The sequence below is a fragment of the Bradyrhizobium sp. SPXBL-02 genome (assembly GCF_051853065.1).
Taxonomy (GTDB): Bacteria; Pseudomonadota; Alphaproteobacteria; order Rhizobiales; family Xanthobacteraceae; genus Bradyrhizobium.
The window spans coordinates 5092824-5111141 of sequence record NZ_CP182474.1 but is presented as its reverse complement, the minus strand read 5'-3'; the positions used below and the strand labels follow the sequence as shown (position 1 = coordinate 5111141).

Genomic DNA, 18318 nt, shown 5'->3' with positions numbered 1-18318 from the left:
TTGCAGGTGTTTTGCCCGACGACGCAACCCGGCTCTGGGTGAACAGCGGGGCGAACAGGAAACCTCAGTCAAATCAGCCACATGTCTACTGTGCATGGGGTTGTTTTTCGACTTTTTGATTCACCGATAGTGCAGTGCGATTAATTCGGCCACGCAGGCCGGCTTCTTGCCGCCCTCGATCTCGATCACGAGGTGGTAGTTGACGCGCAGCCCGTCCGGCGGCACGTCCTCTGCTTCCGCAATCGTGACCCGGCCGCGCAGCTTCGAGCCCGCCGGCACCGGCGCGAGATATCGGATGCGGTCAGCACCGTAGTTCAGCGTGTTGCGCAGGCCCTTCAGGCCGATGACCGAGCGGATGAATAGCGGGGCAAGGGCAAGCGAGAGCAGGCCATGGGCGATGGTCTTGCCGCCCGGCATCTCCTGCTTGGCGCGCTCCTGGTCGACATGGATCCATTGCTCGTCGCAGGTCGCCTCGGCGAACTGGTTGATGCGGTCCTGCGTGATCTCGATCCAGTCGCTGGCGCCGATCTCAGTGCCGACCGCGGATTTGATCTCGTCGAAGTCGCTGAATATTCGCATGAGTTGACCCGTTTAGATCCTCATCTCCGGAACATTGTCGGGAATGGCGAGGTCGGCTTCCGTCAGCGCCAGAACCTCGCCGACGCTCAGGCCGGGCGCTGTTTCCAGCAACGTCGCCTTGCCATCGGGAAAACCGATCACGGCCATGTCCGTCACGACGAGGTCGACCGGGCGTGCCGAGGTCAGCGGCAGCGAGCATTTCGCCACGATCTTCGACTTGCCCTTGGCGGCGTGCTGCATGGCGACGATCACGCGCTTGGCGCCGGTGACGAGGTCCATTGCGCCGCCCATGCCGGGAACCATCTTGCCCGGGATCATCCAGTTCGCGAGATGGCCATGCGCATCGACCTGGAGGCCGCCGAGCACGGTGATATCGACGTGGCCGCCGCGGATCAGTCCGAACGACATCGCGCTGTCGAACGTGGAGGCGCCCGGCAGCGCGCTGATCGGGCGCCCACCGGCATCGGTGAGTGTCGGATGCGCCATGCCCTGCTCGGGGATCGGCCCGGTGCCGATCAGTCCGTTCTCTGACTGGAAGAAGACCTTCAGGTCCGACGGCACGTAATTGGCGACCAGCGTCGGAATTCCGATGCCGAGATTGGCGAGATTGCCGTTCCTCAGCTCCTTGGCGACGCGCCGGGCGATGATGATCTGGGGATCCATGGTGTCACCCATTGGTGATGAGATAGTCGACGAGCGGCGCGGGGGTGACGACGTGATCGGGTGCAATCACGCCGACCGGGACGATGTGCTCCGCCGTCACGATGACGGTGTCGGCCGCCATCGCCATGACCGGGTTGAAATTTCGGGACGTGAGCGCGTAGGCGAGGTTGCCGAGGTAATCGGCGAGGAAGGCGTGCACCAATGCGAATTGCGCCCGCAGCGCCGTCTCCAGCAGGAACGGCTTGCCGTCGACTTCGATCTGACGCTTGCCTTCGGCCACGAGCGTTCCGACGCCGGTCGGCGTCAGCACGCCGCCGAGACCGCATCCGCCGGCACGAATGCGCTCGACGAACGTACCTTGCGGCACGAGATCGACGGCGATCTGGTTCGCCAGCATCTGCTGCTGCGCCTTGGGATTGAGGCCGATATGCGTTGCCGTCAGCTTCGACACGAGGGCCTGATCGAACAGCTTGCCGACGCCCTTGCCGGGCATGGCCGCGTCATTCGAGATCAAGGTCAGACCTGTCTTCCTCTGGCGCACGACCTCGTCGAGCAGCCGCTCCGGCGTTCCGACTCCCATGAAGCCGCCAACCATGACGCTGGCGCCCGCCGGGATCATCGCAACGGCTTCTTCGACGGATACGGCCTTCATGATCGAAACTCCCGGTCGGCCGACGATGGCAGAGGGGCGGCAACGTGCGGATGTTGGCGGGCGGGGGGCGGGCTCCCTTGATCTGGGTCAACGCTTCCGGATCATTCCGCTCCGGCTGCGTCGATGCCGAAGCTTTCTCGAGTGCCGCGCTTACCGCAGCTCGGCATGGAGCGAGATCGGGGCTACGCAGCCGCGCTGCACAGAGTTGCTGCATGGCGATACGAATTGCAGCAATCTGCGCTACAATAACGCGCTTCGCGGCGCTCGCGCGCAAGCGGCGCGCTGGCGATCGGATAGGGCGACGAAAGCTGGCAGAAGGAGTTCTCGACCGACATGATGGGCACGGTCCGGCTGGTGAACGCGGCCATGCCGCATCTGGAGAAAAGCGCGGCCGGCGCGATCGTCACGATATCGAGCGTCTCCGGGCGCGAGGTCGATTTCGCGGCCGGCCCCTACGGCACCTTCAAGGCGGCGATCATCCATTACACCCAAGGGCTCGCCAATCAGCTTGCGGGGAAGGGCATCCGCGCCAATTCAGTTTCGCCGGGCAATACCTATTTTGAGGGTGGAGTTTGGAACATGATCAGGACAACAATCCAGAGCTCTACAAGACCGCGCAGGCGCTTAATCCGGCAGGACGAATGGGAACACCGCAGGAAATGGCTAACGCCGTGGTGTTTCTCGCGAGCCGCGCGGCGAGCTTCATCACCGGAACGAACCTCGTCGTCGACGGTGCCTTGACGCGCGGCGTGCAGCTGTAGGCAGGCCGTATCGGCACTTGTTTCTCGCTAGAGCTTGCTGTTCCAAATTGGCCCGTGATGGATTGGCGCGAGACCGCGGCCTTGAGACGCCGGGAGCGCCGAACTCCCCTACATCGACGAAGATCCAGAAAGAACGCTTGCAATTCCATGCTGGTCTTCAATTCCAGAGAGCATGGTCGTCAGAAATGCCTTGAGCTGCGGATACCTTGCGTGTGATGTCTCATGCTCGGGCCCTTCGGGCGCGCGATGCCGACGCTGATCGTCGTCTTTGTCCGGAGCGCCGTGCTTCCGCCCTTCGTACTCTCTCGCGGAGCCGCCTCAATTGAGCCAGCAGGCTCACGAGCTTGATCTTTGTGTCACGCAGAACAGCCAGGCTGCAAACCCCACTACTCACTACAACACCCCCAAACAGGCCCTTGCCGAATTCCTGACGGAAGCTCGGATTTGTGGCGACATGCCAACAACGTCTAAGCGATGGCCGCCGGAGGCGTCGGTTCGTTTTGCGACAATGCGCGAAAATATTCTCAGGGGTTGCAATGCGTTGCAGCAGCAACGCGCTATCGGAAGGAGCATTTGGATACGCTCTCCGAAGCGCGCGCGTCATTTGCATCAGCACGTTGGCGCCGTACCAGCGGCCGCTACTGTTCTGACGATCGCCTCCTCGACCCAGGCCTCGCGGGCAAACCAGTTGTGATTGGCCCGACAGTCCGGACAAAGAGTATTGCCGAAAAACACGATGCTTCGCAGGAAAGTCTCACGATCGGATTTGATGCCGGTAGGAATCGCGCGGCCGGATTGCGGACACTTGACCATGATCATGCCCATACGAGCCTCCCTGAAACACGCATTTGTCGAGCAAAAGGGCCGGCCGGCTGGAGTGCGCTCTCGTCGGTGCGGGTGACTTGGGGGGCATCGCACCTGGGGTCGTTGTTCGAGCAAAGGGCAGCTTGCTCGTGACGACGCTTCTCCAACCGACCGGATTCCTGCTTGGCGAATTCTTGGGATACTGCCGGCTTTCGCCGCAATACCGAATGATGTCCGACCTCAACCGAAAGCTTCTGGGAGGCGCCAAATAATCGTCGTGTCGAAATACCCGCGACTTCGTGCGGAACGTTCCCCCTGCAACGAAACCATCAATTTCCCCTCGACGGACAGGTCAGCCAACCGGATCACTGGTGTCACTCCCCTCGGTGCAGTTCGTAAACTATTCTCTTTTTCATTTAATGTGCAAATTAAAATTGGCGTTGTCGGTCTGATTTGCGACTCTCGGCTGATTTATTTTATGCGCGGCGCGATGCATTGCCGAAGAACGTCAGTCCTTTTCTCCAGGCTTCAGCAGCCCTCATTCTCAAGTCAGTTCGGCGCGTGCTGCGCTTTACCGGTTGTGCTGAATGGTCGCACCAGGTTCAAATATGAAACAAATTTTGATTATAAGAAAAAACAGTAAATCTCGTTGTTAATTGCTGCCGATCACGTAAGCTAAAGTCGTCCAGGTTTCTTCGGCTGGAGGAGACGATGTGGGAATTAATTCTTAACGAGTACAACCTCACCTCGGAGACGCTGCAGTTGGCTCAGATGCGCGCAGAATTGGTCAACATTGGCGAGAAGGAGCGTATTCTGAGAGAACGAAGTGCCGATCGCGAAGCTTATCGGTACCTCTTGGATGCTCATCGGTTGACCGCCAGAGCGAGCCTCCCTGGAGAGCAGGGGTTGAACATTTCTCCTCAAGACGGGGGCAAGGACGGTCAGCTCGCGGCATGACCGGCCGGATTGACGTGTCGAAGCGAGCCGGACCGGGTGGCGTGTGTTCGGGTGAATGGAAATCGCAGCGTCGCAGGCCGGGCTAGATTGAATGTCGCAGGCGGCGGCCGTTCGCTTGTCGAGTGCCGCGACAACATCGCATCCCGGATGCTGTCGCCGCCTCGCCGGCACAGGCGCGGCAGAATGGGTTCACATTGGTGGAAGGCGTGCTGGAAAGATCGTCGGCAGAGATAGAGATAGTGTTGAGACCGGCTCCGGATGCAGTATTCGCGCTGTTGGATGGCCGAGCAATGATCTTCAGCGAAGCCGGGCAGAAGATCTTTGAACTCGACCGAGTAGGGGCATTCATCTGGTGTAAATTGGGGGAAGGCGCCTCGCTGGGAGACGTTTATCGGGCGCTTGCAGCGCAAGGCATTGACGAGCACGCGGCACGCCAGTTCACGCGACAGGCCGTAGATGTCTGGATCGATCGAGCGTTGCTCGAAGTCGATTGGCGAATGCCGACCGATTGCGTCTTCTCAGCTCATCTGGGTCGGCACAAAATAAGCGTCCGGGCTGCAAATCGGGACCTCTTGAGACGGCTGCTGTCGCCATTTTGTGTTTCGGACCAGAGTGCCGGCGGCGACGGCGACATCGCGATCGAGGCAATGATGCTGGATGAGCAAGTGTTCCTGCGCGCGGAGGATTCCACCATTTCCAGATGCGAAGTCGAAGCATTGGCCCCTATGATCAAAGCTCACGTCACCGAGCGGCTTATTCGAAGCGATCGTTGGGTATTCTCCCTACATGCCGCTTCTCTCGTGAAAGACGGCATGGGCCTGCTGTTATGCGGCCATCCGGGAGCTGGAAAATCTACCCTCACGCTGCAGCTGGTGGACGCCGGATTCCGGTACGCAGGCGATGACGTCGCGCTGGTTGGCGCCGACGGAACGATCTGCGGAGTCCCGTTTGCGATCACCCTCAAGGAGGGATCGTGGGACTTACTCTCGCGACTACATGGCGATCGCTATGACGCGACGCATTGCCGCTCCGACGGCGTTCGGGTGCGGTACGTACCCATTCCGGATGCACAGAACGAAAGCTTCTCCACAGGCTGGATCATCTTCTTGAACCGGGTCGCGAGCGGGCCGGCCGAACTGACCGCAATAGATCGTTTGGATTCGATGAAGCGGCTCATCGAGAACGCATTTTCCAGCGATGGTAAACTGTCGCAGACTGGCTTTTTTGCTCTAAAGCGGATGGTCGCGGGCGCGCAATCGCTTCAACTAACCTACTGCGAGGCTGGAGAGGCTCGGCATCTGCTTAGGGAATTGTGCAATGGCAAGGCATAGCGGCGCGCTCACGAGCCTCTGCAATTGCTTGCGGGGCATGCCGCCGGTCGAAGTAGAGTGGACGTCCGTCATCGGACTTGCAAATCAGACCCTGACGACGCCGGCGCTCATCGACTTTGTCGACAAATTCGCATCGATGCTGCCGGAGGACGTCTGCGCCTATATTCGCCATATCCACCGCCGAAATGGGTTGCGCAATGACCGCCTCGTCGTTCAACTCGAAGAGGCCGTCGTTGCTCTGAATGGTCACGGCATTACGCCGGTTCTACTCAAGGGGGCATCGACACTGGCGACCGCGCCCGAGGCGCGAAGAGGCGTTCGGATTATGTCCGATCTGGACATCATGGTCATGCCGGACGATGCCAGAACGGCAGTCGCCGCGCTAAGTGGAATTGGTTACGATATTCATGAGCAGACCCCTCCCGAAAGCCGGAGATGGCATGTCGATCTGAATCGCCCGCAGGACGTCGGGTCCATCGACCTGCAAGAGGCAGCTCCAGGGCCAGCGTACCTCTACCAGAACTTCGGGCATGTGCTGAACCATTGTGTTCCTGCGCCGCTCGGACGGGCAAGCGTATATATCCCCAAGCCTATCTTCCAAGCGGTCACGTTGATCGTCCACGATCAGTTTCAGGACTATGGTTATTGGCTCGGCGACCTCGACCTGCGGCACCTTGTTGAATTGCGCGATCTAAACGCTTCCGCCGAACCTCTCGATTGGGAGAAGCTGACCTCTCTCGCCTCGAGCGACTTGATGAGGAACGCGGTCGAAACTCAGCTGATCGCTCTTGCCGAGCTGCTTGGCGTCGACATTCCGCATGCGTTGCGCTCCCGACTGATTCCTCGCCTCCAGTTCATGCGACAGGTGATGCAGGCACGTTTTCCGGCTACACGCGTTCCCTTCCTCGCAATGATGGTACTGGATCTCGGAAATCATCGGAAAGCGGCACGCGGCGCCGGGCAAGCCGCTGTGTATCCGCGTGGACTGTGGTCCCTACCAAGGGTGGACACCGTGCAGTTCCTGTTGAAGGCGGCCTTCGCGGAGCGCGCAGGGAAGGTCTAGATCACAAATGCGTTCGGTCGGGCGGCAGGGCCATCAATGCTCGTGACCACCAGCATTCCGGCTCGGCGCTTCGCCGTTCTCGCGAATCCTGAACTCCTCCAGCGTGTGCCCTGATTGGAGCGCTGCGACCAACCAGCGCGGCTGTTTGCCACGCCCAGACCAAGTCTCTGTGGGCTTGAGGGGATTGAAGTATTTCGGAACGACCTTCGGGTATTTGCGACGAGGGGGCTGACTTGAGCCAGTCGTTGTCGCCCCGCCCTCCGCCCCGGCGAATTGATCCGGCTGATTGAGTTGCGCAAGGCGCTTTTCCAATTCCCGCTTTTCGGCTGTGATCTTTTCAGCAAGAATCTTCGTCAGCTCCTCGTGGAGGAGCCAAAGTTCTTCAAAATCCATGGCTTCGAGATCCTGCCTGCGCATAAGCATTCTCGTCACCGTTCGACCGGCACCTTGCGTACCTGTCTGTCACCTACGTCGAAGATCGCGGCGAACAATGGGCAGGGGAGCAAGGCTTGGTCTTCAAAATTGCCACGACAATAAATAAATAATATATTATTTAATATATATTGCGAGGATTATTTTCATGTATTTATTGCGGGCGAGAAAACCTTGCCGGAGCCTCGAAGAGAAGCATTGGAGATTCGCGACTGTCCACTGATCCGTCCTCAAGCGGCGATCAATCGGTTTATCGCGCCCTCGGCCGCAGCGGCCGATATCGAGGCGTCGAAGCTACAAATGCTGACGTTGCCGACGGGGCGGCGGAGCAGAGTGAGCTCGCGCTCCGCTTTCCGTTTAATGAGACGCCCCTCGCTTGAACCGCGTCTCGATACTCGCGCAGCGCGTGTTGTTACTGCAACCGCTATTAAATTCAGCGGATAATCACATTTTTAGTCTTGATTGGAACCGGCGACGCAGCTATGTGGAGCACCGAACTTGCCATTCGGTTCCACGTTTTTTTTACACCGACCCAACCTAGCTTCTTGATTACTAGGCCGGGATTGTATTAAATGGGCGCAACCACAGGATGCCAGTATGTCGACCAAGAAGCTCGAACTAGAAGCGATGTCCCTTGATGATCTCTGGTCGCTTCATGAGGAGATTAGCGGCATTTTGTCGGATCGGATAAAGGCGGAAAAGCAGGAACTTGAGAAGCGTCTGGCGGTTCTCGGCGGCGGAATGGCTGCGTTAGCCGAAACGAGCGGGTTGGGCGTCTCTCCCAACGGCAAGCAGAGACGAAAATATCCGCGTGTACTGCCGAAATATCGTAACCCGCAAACTTCCGAAACTTGGTCGGGACGCGGCAAGCGACCGCGTTGGCTGGTTGCTGCCATGAAATCGGGCCGGCGGATCGAGGAGTTTCGCATCGGAGAGGCGGCTCCGAAGCTTCGGCAGCGGGCGTGAGAACTTGCTGCGCCACGAACTGGTGCAGCTCGGCGCCTTACGTCGAGATCGAGCCTAGTAGGCATTGCGCCCTCGCAATACTTCCATGGGAGTTCGCAACAGGATTGCGAGATCCAGTCGAATACTCCAATTGTCGATGTACCAGAGGTCGTACTGGACACGTGTTTCGACCATGACTGCTGTAGGGGTGGGGCCCCGGCACCCATGGACTTGGGCCCAGCCGGTCAATCCTGGCCTGACCCGGTGGCGGAGCGCGTAGTTTCGCACGAGCTTGTCAAATTCACTGTCGTGAGCCACGGCATGAGGACGCGGGCCCACCAGCGACATGCTGCCGTCGAGAACATTTAGGAGCTGTGGCAGTTCATCGAAGCTCGTCCGGCGCAGCCATTTGCCGACGCGGGTAACGCGTCGATCGGCGCGGTTGGCCTGGAGGATTACAGGCCCGTCCTCGAGCACATGCATGGTCCGGAATTTGCGGATCAAGAATATTCGGCCGTTGAAGCCACAGCGTTGCTGCCGAAAGAATATAGGGCCGGGAGAATCCAGCTTGATCGCGACTGCAGCCAGCGCAAGCAGCGGGGCGAGCATCGCCAGGCAGAGGCCAGCCCCCATAATGTCAATCGTCCGCTTAATCGCGCGCTCCAGCGGCGTCAGGGGGCCACGCTGGAGTTCTACACAAACGGCACTTCCAAGACTTCGCTTTGGGTGTCGAAGCAATTCGGACGTTGTGCCGACGGGCACGAAAATGATCGGGAACGGCAAAACGCGCAAATCGGCAACAAAGGCTCGCAATTCGGGCCATCGCTCCGGGTCAGCTTCCACCACCACCTGATCGAGCCGGTAGGTGCGGATGTGGTCGATGACACGGGCCGTGAGCCGCCTTCGGCAGGCAGGACCGAATCCGAACGGAGGCAAGCTGAACCTTTCTTTGACGAGATACCCGTGCATCGACAAGGTTTCGGACAATCCCACGTTCTTCGACAAGGGTTGATCGCTGATCAGGACAATATTCGTATTGGCGAACTTCCTGCCGCTCAGGGCCCTCCCGAGAAGCACCTTAACTCCCCACCGCTCACCCAAAAGTAAGCCCAGGGCCAAGACGGCGAAGAGCAGGCCTCGGTGCAGAGAGCTCTCCGGGCGGATTGCGAAGCCGAACACCGCCAAAATGAAAAGCACCGAAGACATCCAAGCCAAACAGACCGCGCGGATCTGATTTCGGAGCGCGAGGAGCTCAACCGGCTGATAAAGCCCGTAGGCCTTCAGCAGGCAAACGAGACAAACCGCGCTAACCAGCGCCAAGCCAAGCGCGTTGCCCAAGTTGGCCGCGGCTTGGCCATTCTGCGCTTGGTACAGCAACGTGGAGACGATGCTCGCAAATAGGATGGTCGCAATATCAGCACCGAGCACTACGTGCTCGACCGCGTCATAACGGAGGGGCCATTTGGGCTCGGGGGATACTGTCGCTTCGGGACTGATACGATCCGTAACCTCCCGATCGGGGAAATGTCGGTTCACGAAATTCATGGCCGGGGCTCTGCGATTTAATATTAATTATTTATTAATTAAAGGGGTTTATCAAGTAAAATCCGCAGCTCCGCCTATTTAATAACGTGTGCCCCTTTGTCGCCGATCTGCGATCGTGGCTTGGGCTGAGCTCGCGGCTCTTGAGATTATCGAGAACCCATGCGGGAACTCCGCGCGTGCACCTGGTCGAGGAACGCCGGATCGAGTTCCGAAATCAGGCCCTCGAGATAGATCTTCCCATCAGCCGAGGCTGACCGGTAAGCGGTCACAAGGGCTGGCTTGAGGGCAGGCCGATGTCTAACGACGAGGCTGACGTCCCGTTTGATCAATTCACGCAGGTCAGTGTCCCGCACCATGGCATCTGCGGCGAGCGCGACCGATACGCGCAACGGAAGCAGGTCCAAATCATTCGGCGCGGTATAGTATGACATTCTGAGCATCGCTGCCGTGCTGGGCTGGGGCGAACTGTGCTTCGACGTCGCCGCGAGCAGGAGCCAAATGTCACCGCGGAGCGGCGAAGAGCGCAATGCACGAGCAAACTCGTCCGAAGTCATGGGAGGAGCCGTCCTTTGCTCGTCGGCAGCCAGAGCCGAATCCCGGGTAAAGCTTGGTCCCCCGCGGATCCATAAGTTTTCACGCGCTGCCGCAAGGGAAACCGTCTTCGACATCGCGTTCGGCCCTGCTGCTGCAGTCGAAAGAACTGACGGCAAAGACGATCTTGCACCGAAGTACCGGTCGGGGAGCGCCATCCATGCTGCCTGCACGATCAACACAATACCAAGCATCATCAGGCTAACGCGGGGCCAAATGGTGACTGACGCTGAGGTCAACCTTCGGCGAGGCGCAGGTGCTTGATTTGCAATTTGGTCGGACGTCGCTTTCGTCTCAGACGATATGGCGTCACGTTCTGCGCCGGAGAGGCTTTGACCGAAAGCCAGGCCAAAAAGCGCAGCGACCAGAAGCGATGCTCCTAAACCCAGAATTCCATGATCGGAAAACGCGAGTATCGTCACTGCAATCAAAGCGCCGGCGCCCAGCACTGGGAAGACGTAATCGTAAGCACGTGACAGAGCACGTCTGATCAGAATAGAAGCGCAGAGCAACGCAGCAACCACCAGCGCGCAGAGAAAAGCCCACCCCATGTCTATAGCGATCGTGGCGGCGGCGGTTGGCCTTTCTGGCGAGTCGCCAACTCCAGCGTCCTGGTAAATCGGCAAAAGTACCGTCGAAGCACCCGCACCGGATCCTGCCGGCGCGACGTCCTGCAGCATCCGTTCTGTTGCGGCCTGACTGCTCGTTGACAAGGCGATCGTCAGATCGGTGTTCGTTCTGAAGGGAATGACCGTAGCCGTGGCAATGAAGATAATCGTGGCAGTTGCAAGGACGCCAGCAGTACCCCACAATCCCGGGAACCACCTGCGAACCGCGAACACCGAGAGCAAGATTTCTGAGCCGAGGAGGGCCGCGACGACTGCAGTTGAGTTGGCTCGAATGATCAGCGCGGCCATGCAGATAATCATTGCGATGATCGCGGCGGACAGCGCAGGGAGCGGGCTTAGCGCAATTGTTCCTGGCCGACTGCGTCGGAGTACCTGATCGACCGCACGAATTGCCGTTGCGCAGGAGAGCAACACACCGAGCACCGCGATGGTTGAGCCGTCGGGCCCAGCCACACCGGCTGTTTCCCTGCCGAACCACATGGCGGTAACGATTGTGGCTATCGACAGCAGAATATGTAGCAGTTGCGCTGCGCGATATCGGTCAAGCGCAATGGCTGCAGCAATGAGAGCTGCAGCGAGCACAGCGCAATACTGCACGAGCGAGAACATGGTCGCCGTGGTGTCGACTGTGATTTTTTCAGCGAGGGGCTCGTTTAAGGTCGCCGATGCAGTTGCCCAAATGGGATTGCCGAGTTTGTCAATCGGCATCGGCACCGCCTGCAAGGCCATCCAGAGCGCCGGAGTCGCGAGTACAGCGACGAGACTAGGACGGAGCAGTCTGGCAAGCCCGAGGGAGGAGGGCGGTAGAAAGATCGCGACCATTAGCGCCGCCGTTGCGAGTACCAACGACATCAACAACCAGCCTTGCAGGCTTTCCGGCATTGCGAACGCCGCGGCAATCGCCACCAACTCGGCCAATATGACAAGCCGGACCATCATGTAAACACCGTGGTGTGGTGCGGCCACTCCGCTGGTCCCTCGGGCCAGCTAACGGGTAGGCCGCTATGAACCAGCCTCAAGAGCCAGAAAGACCATAACGGATGTAATGGCTATCATGGTAATAGTAGCTCCGATGTCCGTCGTATCGAGCCATCGCCTTGGTATCGGTCTTGCTGAGAACTGCCCCAATCAGAGATTCGTGAATGTTTGGTGCCGTGTGCAGTGCGTGTTGCACTACATCAATTTTGGTCCGGCCCCATTCGACAACGAGAATGTAGCAGTCAATCAGAGATGAAGTGGCTCGAACATCCACCAACGGTGTCAAGGGCGGAAGGTCGACGATGACGTAGTCATACTCGGACCGTAAACGGTCGAAGAGTTTGCTTATCGAGTCCGCGCAAAGAATTTCGCTGGTGTGGAGCAAAGGTCCCCGACGCACGGCGGGCAGAAATGCAAGATTGGTCGTCGGGTCCCTCCAAACAGCGTCGGCGAGCGACCGGCTACCGTTTGCAACTTCGATGATGCCGCAGGCCGCCTTGGGCGCAAAGATGCCGGTCAGCGAGGGATTCCTGAGGTCGCAATCGACGATAATGGCTCTCTTTCCGGTGTGTCCGATCAATTGCGCGAGCGAAGCTGCAATCGTGGTCTTTCCCTCATTCGGTAACGCAGAGGTAATGCCGATGACCTGGGAAGAGATTTTCGCCGGATTGTGGTCGATGGCTAGCTTGATGGAACGAATGGCCTCCGTATATCGAGATAGCGGCATCCCGACCACCGTCTGATGAATTGCGGCTGGAGACGAAGAGATCCGTCGCTGAACATCATCGTCGGTTTTCTGGAGGCGGATTGGTGGCTTGGGAGATTTGCGGGCCGGCAACAACGGGACCAAAGACAGACAAGGCAACTCCAGTACGGTTTCCACCTGTGAAGAGGTCCGAAAGACGCGGTCCATGAGGTCTCTGAGGAGCGCCAGGCCGATGCCCAGCGCGAGACCACCGAGAATGCCAAACGCCAGGATCAACCTTGTTTTCGGCTTGCTCTTGCTCGCCGGTGGCGAAGCCGGAAAAAGTACCCGCGTATCCGAGGTGGGAAACGTCTCCTGCTGTGTGGAGCCCATGTAGCGCTGAAGGAAAGTCTCGTACAAGCTATGCAGGCCCTTTGCCCTGCTTTCCAAGTCCTTGATGGTCAGCTCAGCAGAATTGACCGAACGGGACTGCGAAACGGCTTTGGATAATTGCTTTTCGATTTCTTCCTGGCGCTGTTTGGCCAGTTCGAATTCGCTTCGGCTGACCTCGGCAAGTCGCCTGACCTCGTCAAAAATGGAGACGCGGAACTCTCGCGCGCGGTTCCGGATATTGACGACTGCCAAGTGGTCACGACCGACCCTCGCGGCCAACTCGGCCTCACGTCTGGTGAGCTCCAGATATTGCTGGCGCAGCCCCGTGATGATCTGGCTGTTCAGCGCATCGGTCCCGATAGCATCCAGATTGTCTATCGAGGACGGCTTTTTCGGGTCGATGGCAAGGAGAGTTTCATAACGAGCCAACTTGGCCGTGGCTTCAGATGTCTGAGCACGTGCGGCGGCCAATCGATTGTTGATCTCCGTGATCTGCTGCTCGTCGATGGGTTTCCCACCCAGAGAAACAATGTTGTTTTGAGCCTTGTAGACGTCGACGGCACGTTGCGCGGCGAGGGCTTGGTCGCCCAGATCACGCAGCCTCTCCTGCAGCCAGCTGGTTGCCTTGCGATTGGCCTCGAATTTTGCATTGAGCTGGTCTGCAACATAAGTGTTGGCGATCGCATTCACGATCTCCGCGGCTCGAGCTGCGTTGCTCGAGCTGAAGCTGATCTCAATGACGTGGCTGTACCCGACGCGTCCAGCGGAAAGCCGACTGAGGAATGCGTCTACGAGAGTGTCCGATGGTTCGCCATTCGTCTCGAGTGGCGCATCCTTCTTCGATTTAGTCGAGGCCCATGGCCAAACTCGTTGCCAGAGCGCCTGCAAAGAGAGGCCAGATGCACTAAAGTCCGGATCGTCGGCCAGTTTCAACTGCTCGATTACCGCAACCGCATTGGCCTTTGATCTCAGGAGCTGAAGCTGGGTGTCGATTTGACTGAGATCGAAGGCCGGCTCGGCGACGAGTGACTGCTGCTGGACAAACTGAGGCCTGGGATTGGCCAACAGGATCTGAACCTGTGCCGTATAGGTTGGAGAAACCAAACGGAGATAGAGCAGGCTGGCCGCAGTGGCGAGTACGGCAGTAACAAGGATCACGAGATACTGGCGCCGTAGAAGCCCGATGCCGAAATTGATGACGTCGGTGATTCCTCCGCCGTCTGCCTGGGCGGGTTGAGCCGGTCCGTTCACCGGCAGCCGCATCCTATCCGCATGTTGAAGATTGTTCTGAAGCATCACGTACCTGTCCGACGATTGGTCACGTTGCGGCCGCCCGCCCGCAGGCGGCATTTAAAGCGATCTGCGAGATAGTACGAATTATATACCTTATAAAAACTCACTTGCCAAATTAAATAAACAATATATTAATCGAGGCGGAGATGGAAAATGCAGGTCCTGGCGGTTTTGCTTAGGCGTGCGTTCGCGAATTCCCAAATTATTCCGTGACTTACGTCCGGTCTAATGGCTTCCGCCGAAATCGTGCGACCGTTTTCGTGGTGGACTGTGAGGGTGGAAAATTAATCTCGACGGGGATTATGTCCACCTTATCGAAGCCCGATCTGAATTGAGAGGGCAGAAGGGTACCCAATGTTGGAACTGCGATCCTTGGCGATCCCTGATGTCAAAGTCATTCGCACAGATCGGTTTTCCGACGCCCGCGGCTACTTCTCTGAGACCTTCCAGCGATCAGCGTTTGCAGAGAAGGGAATTCTCCATGACTTTGTTCAAGACAATCAGTCCAGCTCGGATCGGATCGGCACGGTGCGCGGCTTGCACTTCCAGCGGCCGCCCTTCGCCCAGGCGAAGTTGATACGGGTGTTGAGCGGGGCGATTCTGGATATTGCAGTAGACCTTCGGCGTTCATCGCCCAGCTTCGGCAAGCACATCGCGATCCAGTTGGATAGCGAAAGCGGCGAGCAGGTGTTCATTCCGAAGGGATTCGCGCACGGCTTCTGTACGCTGCAGCCCAAGACCCTCGTCTTATACAAAGTCGACCAGGTCTATGCCCCAAGTCACGACGGTGGAGTCTATTGGGCCGATTCAACGTTAGCGATCGAGTGGCCCGTGAGACCCTCAGAAGCCCAGGTGTCGCCAAAGGACCAGGCCCTTCCTACGCTCAGCCAGCTCGGTTGCGTTTTCGACTAGTGGAGGCGGTAGTATGCGTATCTTGGTGACCGGCGGAGCGGGATTTATTGGTTCTGCGGTCTGTCGCCGTTTGGCGCTCCAGGTGGGTGCCGCAGTGATCAACATCGACAAGTTGACATACGCAGCCAACCTGACGTCGCTCGCGAGCATCGAGAGGCTGGAGACCTATGTGTTCCTGCAATCCGACATTTGCGATCGCGAGACTATGGATTGTGCGTTCGCCGACTACGAGCCGGATGCGATCATACATTTGGCCGCCGAAAGCCACGTCGACCGCTCGATTAACGGACCTCAAGCCTTCGTCAATACCAATGTGGTTGGCACCTACACGCTATTGGAGGCGGCCAGAGCCTACTACGAACGTCAACCAGCTTCGAGGCGGAAGCATTTCCGCTTCATCCACGTGTCGACGGACGAAGTCTACGGCTCATTGGGACCGGACGACTTGTTTCGAGAGGATACGCCCTACAGGCCGAGCTCGCCCTACTCGGCGAGCAAGGCCGCCTCGGACCACCTCGCGCTCGCGTGGTTTCGAACCTACGGCCTGCCCGTGATCGTGTCGAATTGCTCGAACAACTATGGGCCGTATCAGTTTCCGGAAAAGCTCATCCCGCTGACGATCCTCAATGCGATCGATCGGAAGCCTCTGCCGGTCTATGGCGACGGAAGGAATATCCGCGACTGGCTTCACGTCGATGATCATGCCGCGGGCTTGATACGACTTTTGCACCAAGGAAGGCCCGGCGAGAAGTACAATTTCGGCGGAGATGCCCAGCGATCCAACCTGGAGGTCGTCACCCGGATCTGTGACGTTGTGGATCGATTGTCTCCGGGCGCGGGGTGCAGACGTTCTCTGATTACGTTCGTGCCGGATCGTCCGGGCCATGATGCGCGCTATGCAATCGACGCATCGAAAGCACATCGCGAGCTCGGCTGGAAACCGACCAGAACCTTCGAACAGGGCCTGTTCGAAACCGTCGGATGGTATCTCAAGAACCGAGCGTGGTGGGAGCGTGCTCGCAGCGGTGTCTATGACGGCTCGCGTCTGGGTCTCCTGGCGGCCCAAGGCTGAGGTGAAGATGACAGATCGACCAATCCTCTTTGCTGGACGGAATGGTCAGCTGGCAATGTGCCTTCGTGATCTTGCCACAGTGCGCGGCTTGCCTGCGGTGGCTCTCGGGCGCCCAGAACTCGATCTAGAGAACCGGGAAGGGATCGACAAGCTCATTGCGTCGATCGGGCCGTCTGCAATCATCAACACGGCCGCCTATACGGCGGTAGATCAGGCCGAATCTGAAGCAGCGAGGGCCTTCAGCATCAATCGTGATGGCGCGGCCGCGCTGGCGGATGTCGCGTGGCAACTGAACATTCCGCTCATCCATCTGTCGACCGACTATGTCTTCGACGGTGCGAAACCGGATGCGTACGACGAGAGCGACATTCCAGCGCCGTTGAACGTCTACGGCGCTTCCAAGCTTGCCGGGGAGGCTGCTGTATTGGCAGCGCACCCGCTCGCGACCGTGATCAGATGCTCCTGGCTTTACAGTCCCTATGGCAGCAACTTCGTCCGAACGATGCTGCGGCTATGCGAGACGCAGCAGGTCGTAAGGGTTGTCAGTGACCAGCATGGTAACCCGACTTACGCGTTCGACCTTGCAGACGCCGTCCTCCGGATCGCTCAACGGTCAGTAACGGACGATCGCAGGGCCACGGCCGGCATCTTTCATCTCGGTGGCCAAGGCGAGGCAAGCTGGCACGATTTTGCGCAGGCAATCTTCCACGAGTGTTCCCGTCGCGGTGCCCGGATTCGGGCGCTCGAGGCGATCACGACCGAGCAATTTCCGACCGCTGCGCGTCGACCTCGGAACTCGCGCCTTGACTCATCCAAGGCCGAACGCGTGTTCGGGATTCGCTTGGCGCCTTGGCGCCATTCACTTCAAGCTTGTCTGGACCAGCTGGTCGGAGAAGGAGAAACCGATGCTGAAGGGAATCGTGCTGGCTGGCGGCAGCGGAACGCGCCTCTATCCGATCACGCGCGTGGTCAGCAAGCAGTTGCTCCCGATCTATGACAAGCCGATGATCTACTATCCGCTGTCGACTTTGATGTTGGCAGGGATCCGCGAAATTCTGATCATCACCACGCCTTCAGACCGGTGTCAGTTCGAGCGATTGCTGGGCGACGGCAGCCAATGGGGTATCCGGCTCAGCTACGCGGAACAAACCCGACCCGCCGGTCTCGCGGACGCGTTCATTGTCGGTGCCGACTTCATCGGAAACGATCGCGTAGCGATGGTGCTTGGAGACAATATTTTCTTCGGCGACGGCCTGAGCGAATTGCTTGCCAGGGCAGCAGGTCGCGAAGAAGGCGCAACGGTTTTTGCCTATCACGTGCGAGACCCAGAACGATACGGCGTGGTCGCGTTTGACGAAGCGGACCGCCCGGTGTCGATCGAGGAGAAGCCAAAACGGCCGGCTTCGAACTGGGCGATCACGGGGCTGTATTTTTTCGACAACCGCGTCGTTCGCTACGCTCGCCGCGTCGAGCCATCGGCGCGCGGCGAGCTCGAGATTACCGATCTTCAGATGCGTTACCTTTCGGCCAATGCGCTCCACGTTGAACGCATGGGGCGGGGATTTGCGTGGCTGGATACCGGCACGGTCGAATCTCTCATCGATGCAGGGACGTTCGTGCAGACCTTGGAAAAGCGGCAGGGAATGAAGATTGCCTGCCTCGAGGAGGTCGCGTTCAGGCTCGGCTTCATCAATCGCGATCAACTTCTTGCGCTGGCGCAACCGCTGGAGAAGAGCGGCTACGGCAAATATCTCAGCGAAATCATGCGACTGCCGCAATTCGTCTCGCGCTAGCGCCACTCAGTCGATATTCGAAACCGAGTTAAATTATGTGTATTGAATTGACCGCAGTTTAAAAGGCAATTAAAATATAGAGAGGCGATTATTTATTTAATCGGTATGGTCATGCTGGTTCAAAAGGCGAACGCCTTCGGCCGGGGAACTCGGTACGTTTGGGGGGAGGACATTCCAGCCCTTTGGCAGGAATCGCCGTTCGTGAGCGCTTTCGCGGGTTTCGACGCACTTGGCCTCTGG

16 protein-coding genes and 1 pseudogene are annotated in these 18318 nt (G+C 58.5%); 9 read left to right on the top strand and 8 right to left on the bottom strand.

Going from position 1 to position 18318, the window contains the following annotated elements; all coding sequences use genetic code 11:
* Positions 1-120: 120 nt before the first annotated feature.
* The 3 genes from ACNJYD_RS24005 to ACNJYD_RS23995 are packed head-to-tail and all read right to left on the bottom strand — an operon-like array spanning position 121 to position 1894.
* Entirely contained in the window at positions 121-579 is a 459-nt protein-coding gene (locus ACNJYD_RS24005) for a MaoC family dehydratase (RefSeq protein WP_172784577.1), read from the bottom strand.
* A 12-nt stretch (positions 580-591) separates the two neighbouring features.
* Positions 592-1242, bottom strand: coding sequence for a 3-oxoacid CoA-transferase subunit B (locus ACNJYD_RS24000; RefSeq protein WP_439363520.1), 651 nt, complete (start codon positions 1240-1242; stop codon positions 592-594).
* A 4-nt stretch (positions 1243-1246) separates the two neighbouring features.
* The gene (locus tag ACNJYD_RS23995) at positions 1247-1894 is read right to left on the bottom strand and encodes a CoA transferase subunit A (protein ID WP_439363519.1); all 648 of its coding nucleotides are present in this window, start codon (positions 1892-1894) and stop codon (positions 1247-1249) included.
* A 300-nt stretch (positions 1895-2194) separates the two neighbouring features.
* Here ACNJYD_RS23995 and ACNJYD_RS23990 point away from each other — a divergent pair.
* A pseudogene (locus tag ACNJYD_RS23990) lies at positions 2195-2655 on the top strand (SDR family NAD(P)-dependent oxidoreductase); the annotation flags it as partial.
* 609 nt (positions 2656-3264) lie between these two features.
* On the opposite strand, the gene ACNJYD_RS23985 reads toward ACNJYD_RS23990, so the two are convergent.
* Positions 3265-3480: a hypothetical protein gene (locus ACNJYD_RS23985; RefSeq protein ID WP_172784579.1), complete on the bottom strand. Its 216-nt coding sequence runs from the start codon at positions 3478-3480 to the stop codon at positions 3265-3267.
* A gap of 690 nt (positions 3481-4170) precedes the next feature.
* Here ACNJYD_RS23985 and ACNJYD_RS23980 point away from each other — a divergent pair.
* The 3 genes from ACNJYD_RS23980 (at position 4171) to ACNJYD_RS23970 (ending at position 6810) form a co-directional block, all read left to right on the top strand.
* Positions 4171-4416 carry a hypothetical protein gene (locus tag ACNJYD_RS23980; RefSeq protein WP_212256494.1) on the top strand — a complete coding sequence of 82 codons (246 nt, stop codon included), beginning with the start codon at positions 4171-4173 and terminating at the stop codon, positions 4414-4416.
* Positions 4417-4706: 290 nt separating this feature from the next.
* The gene (locus ACNJYD_RS23975; RefSeq protein WP_246571038.1) at positions 4707-5747 is read left to right on the top strand and encodes a serine/threonine protein kinase; all 1041 of its coding nucleotides are present in this window, start codon (positions 4707-4709) and stop codon (positions 5745-5747) included.
* Complete coding sequence (locus tag ACNJYD_RS23970) at positions 5734-6810, top strand: nucleotidyltransferase family protein (RefSeq protein ID WP_439363518.1); 1077 nt, start codon at positions 5734-5736, stop codon at positions 6808-6810. The genes ACNJYD_RS23975 and ACNJYD_RS23970 overlap by 14 nt, the downstream gene beginning before the upstream one ends.
* Positions 6811-6843: 33 nt before the next feature.
* On the opposite strand, the gene ACNJYD_RS23965 is transcribed toward ACNJYD_RS23970, so the two are convergent.
* Positions 6844-7227, bottom strand: a complete 384-nt coding sequence (locus ACNJYD_RS23965) for an H-NS histone family protein (RefSeq protein ID WP_172784582.1) — start codon at positions 7225-7227, stop codon at positions 6844-6846.
* Between the two features lie 612 nt (positions 7228-7839).
* Between ACNJYD_RS23965 and ACNJYD_RS23960 the strand changes: the two genes are divergently transcribed.
* Positions 7840-8208: an H-NS histone family protein gene (locus ACNJYD_RS23960; protein WP_172784583.1), complete on the top strand. Its 369-nt coding sequence runs from the start codon at positions 7840-7842 to the stop codon at positions 8206-8208.
* Positions 8209-8262: 54 nt separating this feature from the next.
* Here ACNJYD_RS23960 and ACNJYD_RS23955 read toward each other — a convergent pair whose 3' ends face one another.
* The 3 genes from ACNJYD_RS23955 to ACNJYD_RS23945 form a co-directional block, all read right to left on the bottom strand.
* Positions 8263-9732: an exopolysaccharide biosynthesis polyprenyl glycosylphosphotransferase gene (locus ACNJYD_RS23955; protein ID WP_172784584.1), complete on the bottom strand. Its 1470-nt coding sequence runs from the start codon at positions 9730-9732 to the stop codon at positions 8263-8265.
* Positions 9733-9878: 146 nt separating this feature from the next.
* Positions 9879-11918 carry a hypothetical protein gene (locus ACNJYD_RS23950; protein WP_439363517.1) on the bottom strand — a complete coding sequence of 680 codons (2040 nt, stop codon included), beginning with the start codon at positions 11916-11918 and terminating at the stop codon, positions 9879-9881.
* Between the two features lie 49 nt (positions 11919-11967).
* Positions 11968-14304, bottom strand: a complete 2337-nt coding sequence (locus tag ACNJYD_RS23945; RefSeq protein ID WP_439363516.1) for an AAA family ATPase — start codon at positions 14302-14304, stop codon at positions 11968-11970.
* Between the two features lie 351 nt (positions 14305-14655).
* Here ACNJYD_RS23945 and rfbC point away from each other — a divergent pair, with 351 nt between their 5' ends.
* Genes rfbC through rfbA form a run of 4 tightly spaced genes read left to right on the top strand, consistent with a single transcriptional unit; the run spans position 14656 to position 18078 of the window.
* Positions 14656-15213 carry a dTDP-4-dehydrorhamnose 3,5-epimerase gene (gene rfbC, locus ACNJYD_RS23940; protein ID WP_172784586.1) on the top strand — a complete coding sequence of 186 codons (558 nt, stop codon included), beginning with the start codon at positions 14656-14658 and terminating at the stop codon, positions 15211-15213.
* Positions 15214-15226: 13 nt separating this feature from the next.
* Positions 15227-16285 carry a dTDP-glucose 4,6-dehydratase gene (gene rfbB, locus ACNJYD_RS23935; protein WP_172784587.1) on the top strand — a complete coding sequence of 353 codons (1059 nt, stop codon included), beginning with the start codon at positions 15227-15229 and terminating at the stop codon, positions 16283-16285.
* Between the two features lie 7 nt (positions 16286-16292).
* Entirely contained in the window at positions 16293-17282 is a 990-nt protein-coding gene (gene rfbD / locus ACNJYD_RS23930) for a dTDP-4-dehydrorhamnose reductase (protein ID WP_172784588.1), read from the top strand.
* Entirely contained in the window at positions 17191-18078 is an 888-nt protein-coding gene (gene rfbA, locus ACNJYD_RS23925) for a glucose-1-phosphate thymidylyltransferase RfbA (RefSeq protein ID WP_212256479.1), read from the top strand. The genes rfbD and rfbA overlap by 92 nt, the downstream gene beginning before the upstream one ends.
* Positions 18079-18318 lie beyond the last annotated feature (240 nt).

Coding starts and splice junctions, on each gene's coding strand:
- ACNJYD_RS24005 (WP_172784577.1), bottom strand. CDS start 579: ATGCGAATATTCAGCGACTTCGACGAGATCAAATCCGCGGTCGGCACT.
- ACNJYD_RS24000 (WP_439363520.1), bottom strand. CDS start 1,242: ATGGATCCCCAGATCATCATCGCCCGGCGCGTCGCCAAGGAGCTGAGG.
- ACNJYD_RS23995 (WP_439363519.1), bottom strand. CDS start 1,894: ATGAAGGCCGTATCCGTCGAAGAAGCCGTTGCGATGATCCCGGCGGGC.
- ACNJYD_RS23985 (WP_172784579.1), bottom strand. CDS start 3,480: ATGGGCATGATCATGGTCAAGTGTCCGCAATCCGGCCGCGCGATTCCT.
- ACNJYD_RS23980 (WP_212256494.1), top strand. CDS start 4,171: ATGTGGGAATTAATTCTTAACGAGTACAACCTCACCTCGGAGACGCTG.
- ACNJYD_RS23975 (WP_246571038.1), top strand. CDS start 4,707: ATGATCTTCAGCGAAGCCGGGCAGAAGATCTTTGAACTCGACCGAGTA.
- ACNJYD_RS23970 (WP_439363518.1), top strand. CDS start 5,734: ATGGCAAGGCATAGCGGCGCGCTCACGAGCCTCTGCAATTGCTTGCGG.
- ACNJYD_RS23965 (WP_172784582.1), bottom strand. CDS start 7,227: ATGCGCAGGCAGGATCTCGAAGCCATGGATTTTGAAGAACTTTGGCTC.
- ACNJYD_RS23960 (WP_172784583.1), top strand. CDS start 7,840: ATGTCGACCAAGAAGCTCGAACTAGAAGCGATGTCCCTTGATGATCTC.
- ACNJYD_RS23955 (WP_172784584.1), bottom strand. CDS start 9,732: ATGAATTTCGTGAACCGACATTTCCCCGATCGGGAGGTTACGGATCGT.
- ACNJYD_RS23945 (WP_439363516.1), bottom strand. CDS start 14,304: ATGCTTCAGAACAATCTTCAACATGCGGATAGGATGCGGCTGCCGGTG.
- rfbC (WP_172784586.1), top strand. CDS start 14,656: ATGTTGGAACTGCGATCCTTGGCGATCCCTGATGTCAAAGTCATTCGC.
- rfbB (WP_172784587.1), top strand. CDS start 15,227: ATGCGTATCTTGGTGACCGGCGGAGCGGGATTTATTGGTTCTGCGGTC.
- rfbD (WP_172784588.1), top strand. CDS start 16,293: ATGACAGATCGACCAATCCTCTTTGCTGGACGGAATGGTCAGCTGGCA.
- rfbA (WP_212256479.1), top strand. CDS start 17,191: ATGCTGAAGGGAATCGTGCTGGCTGGCGGCAGCGGAACGCGCCTCTAT.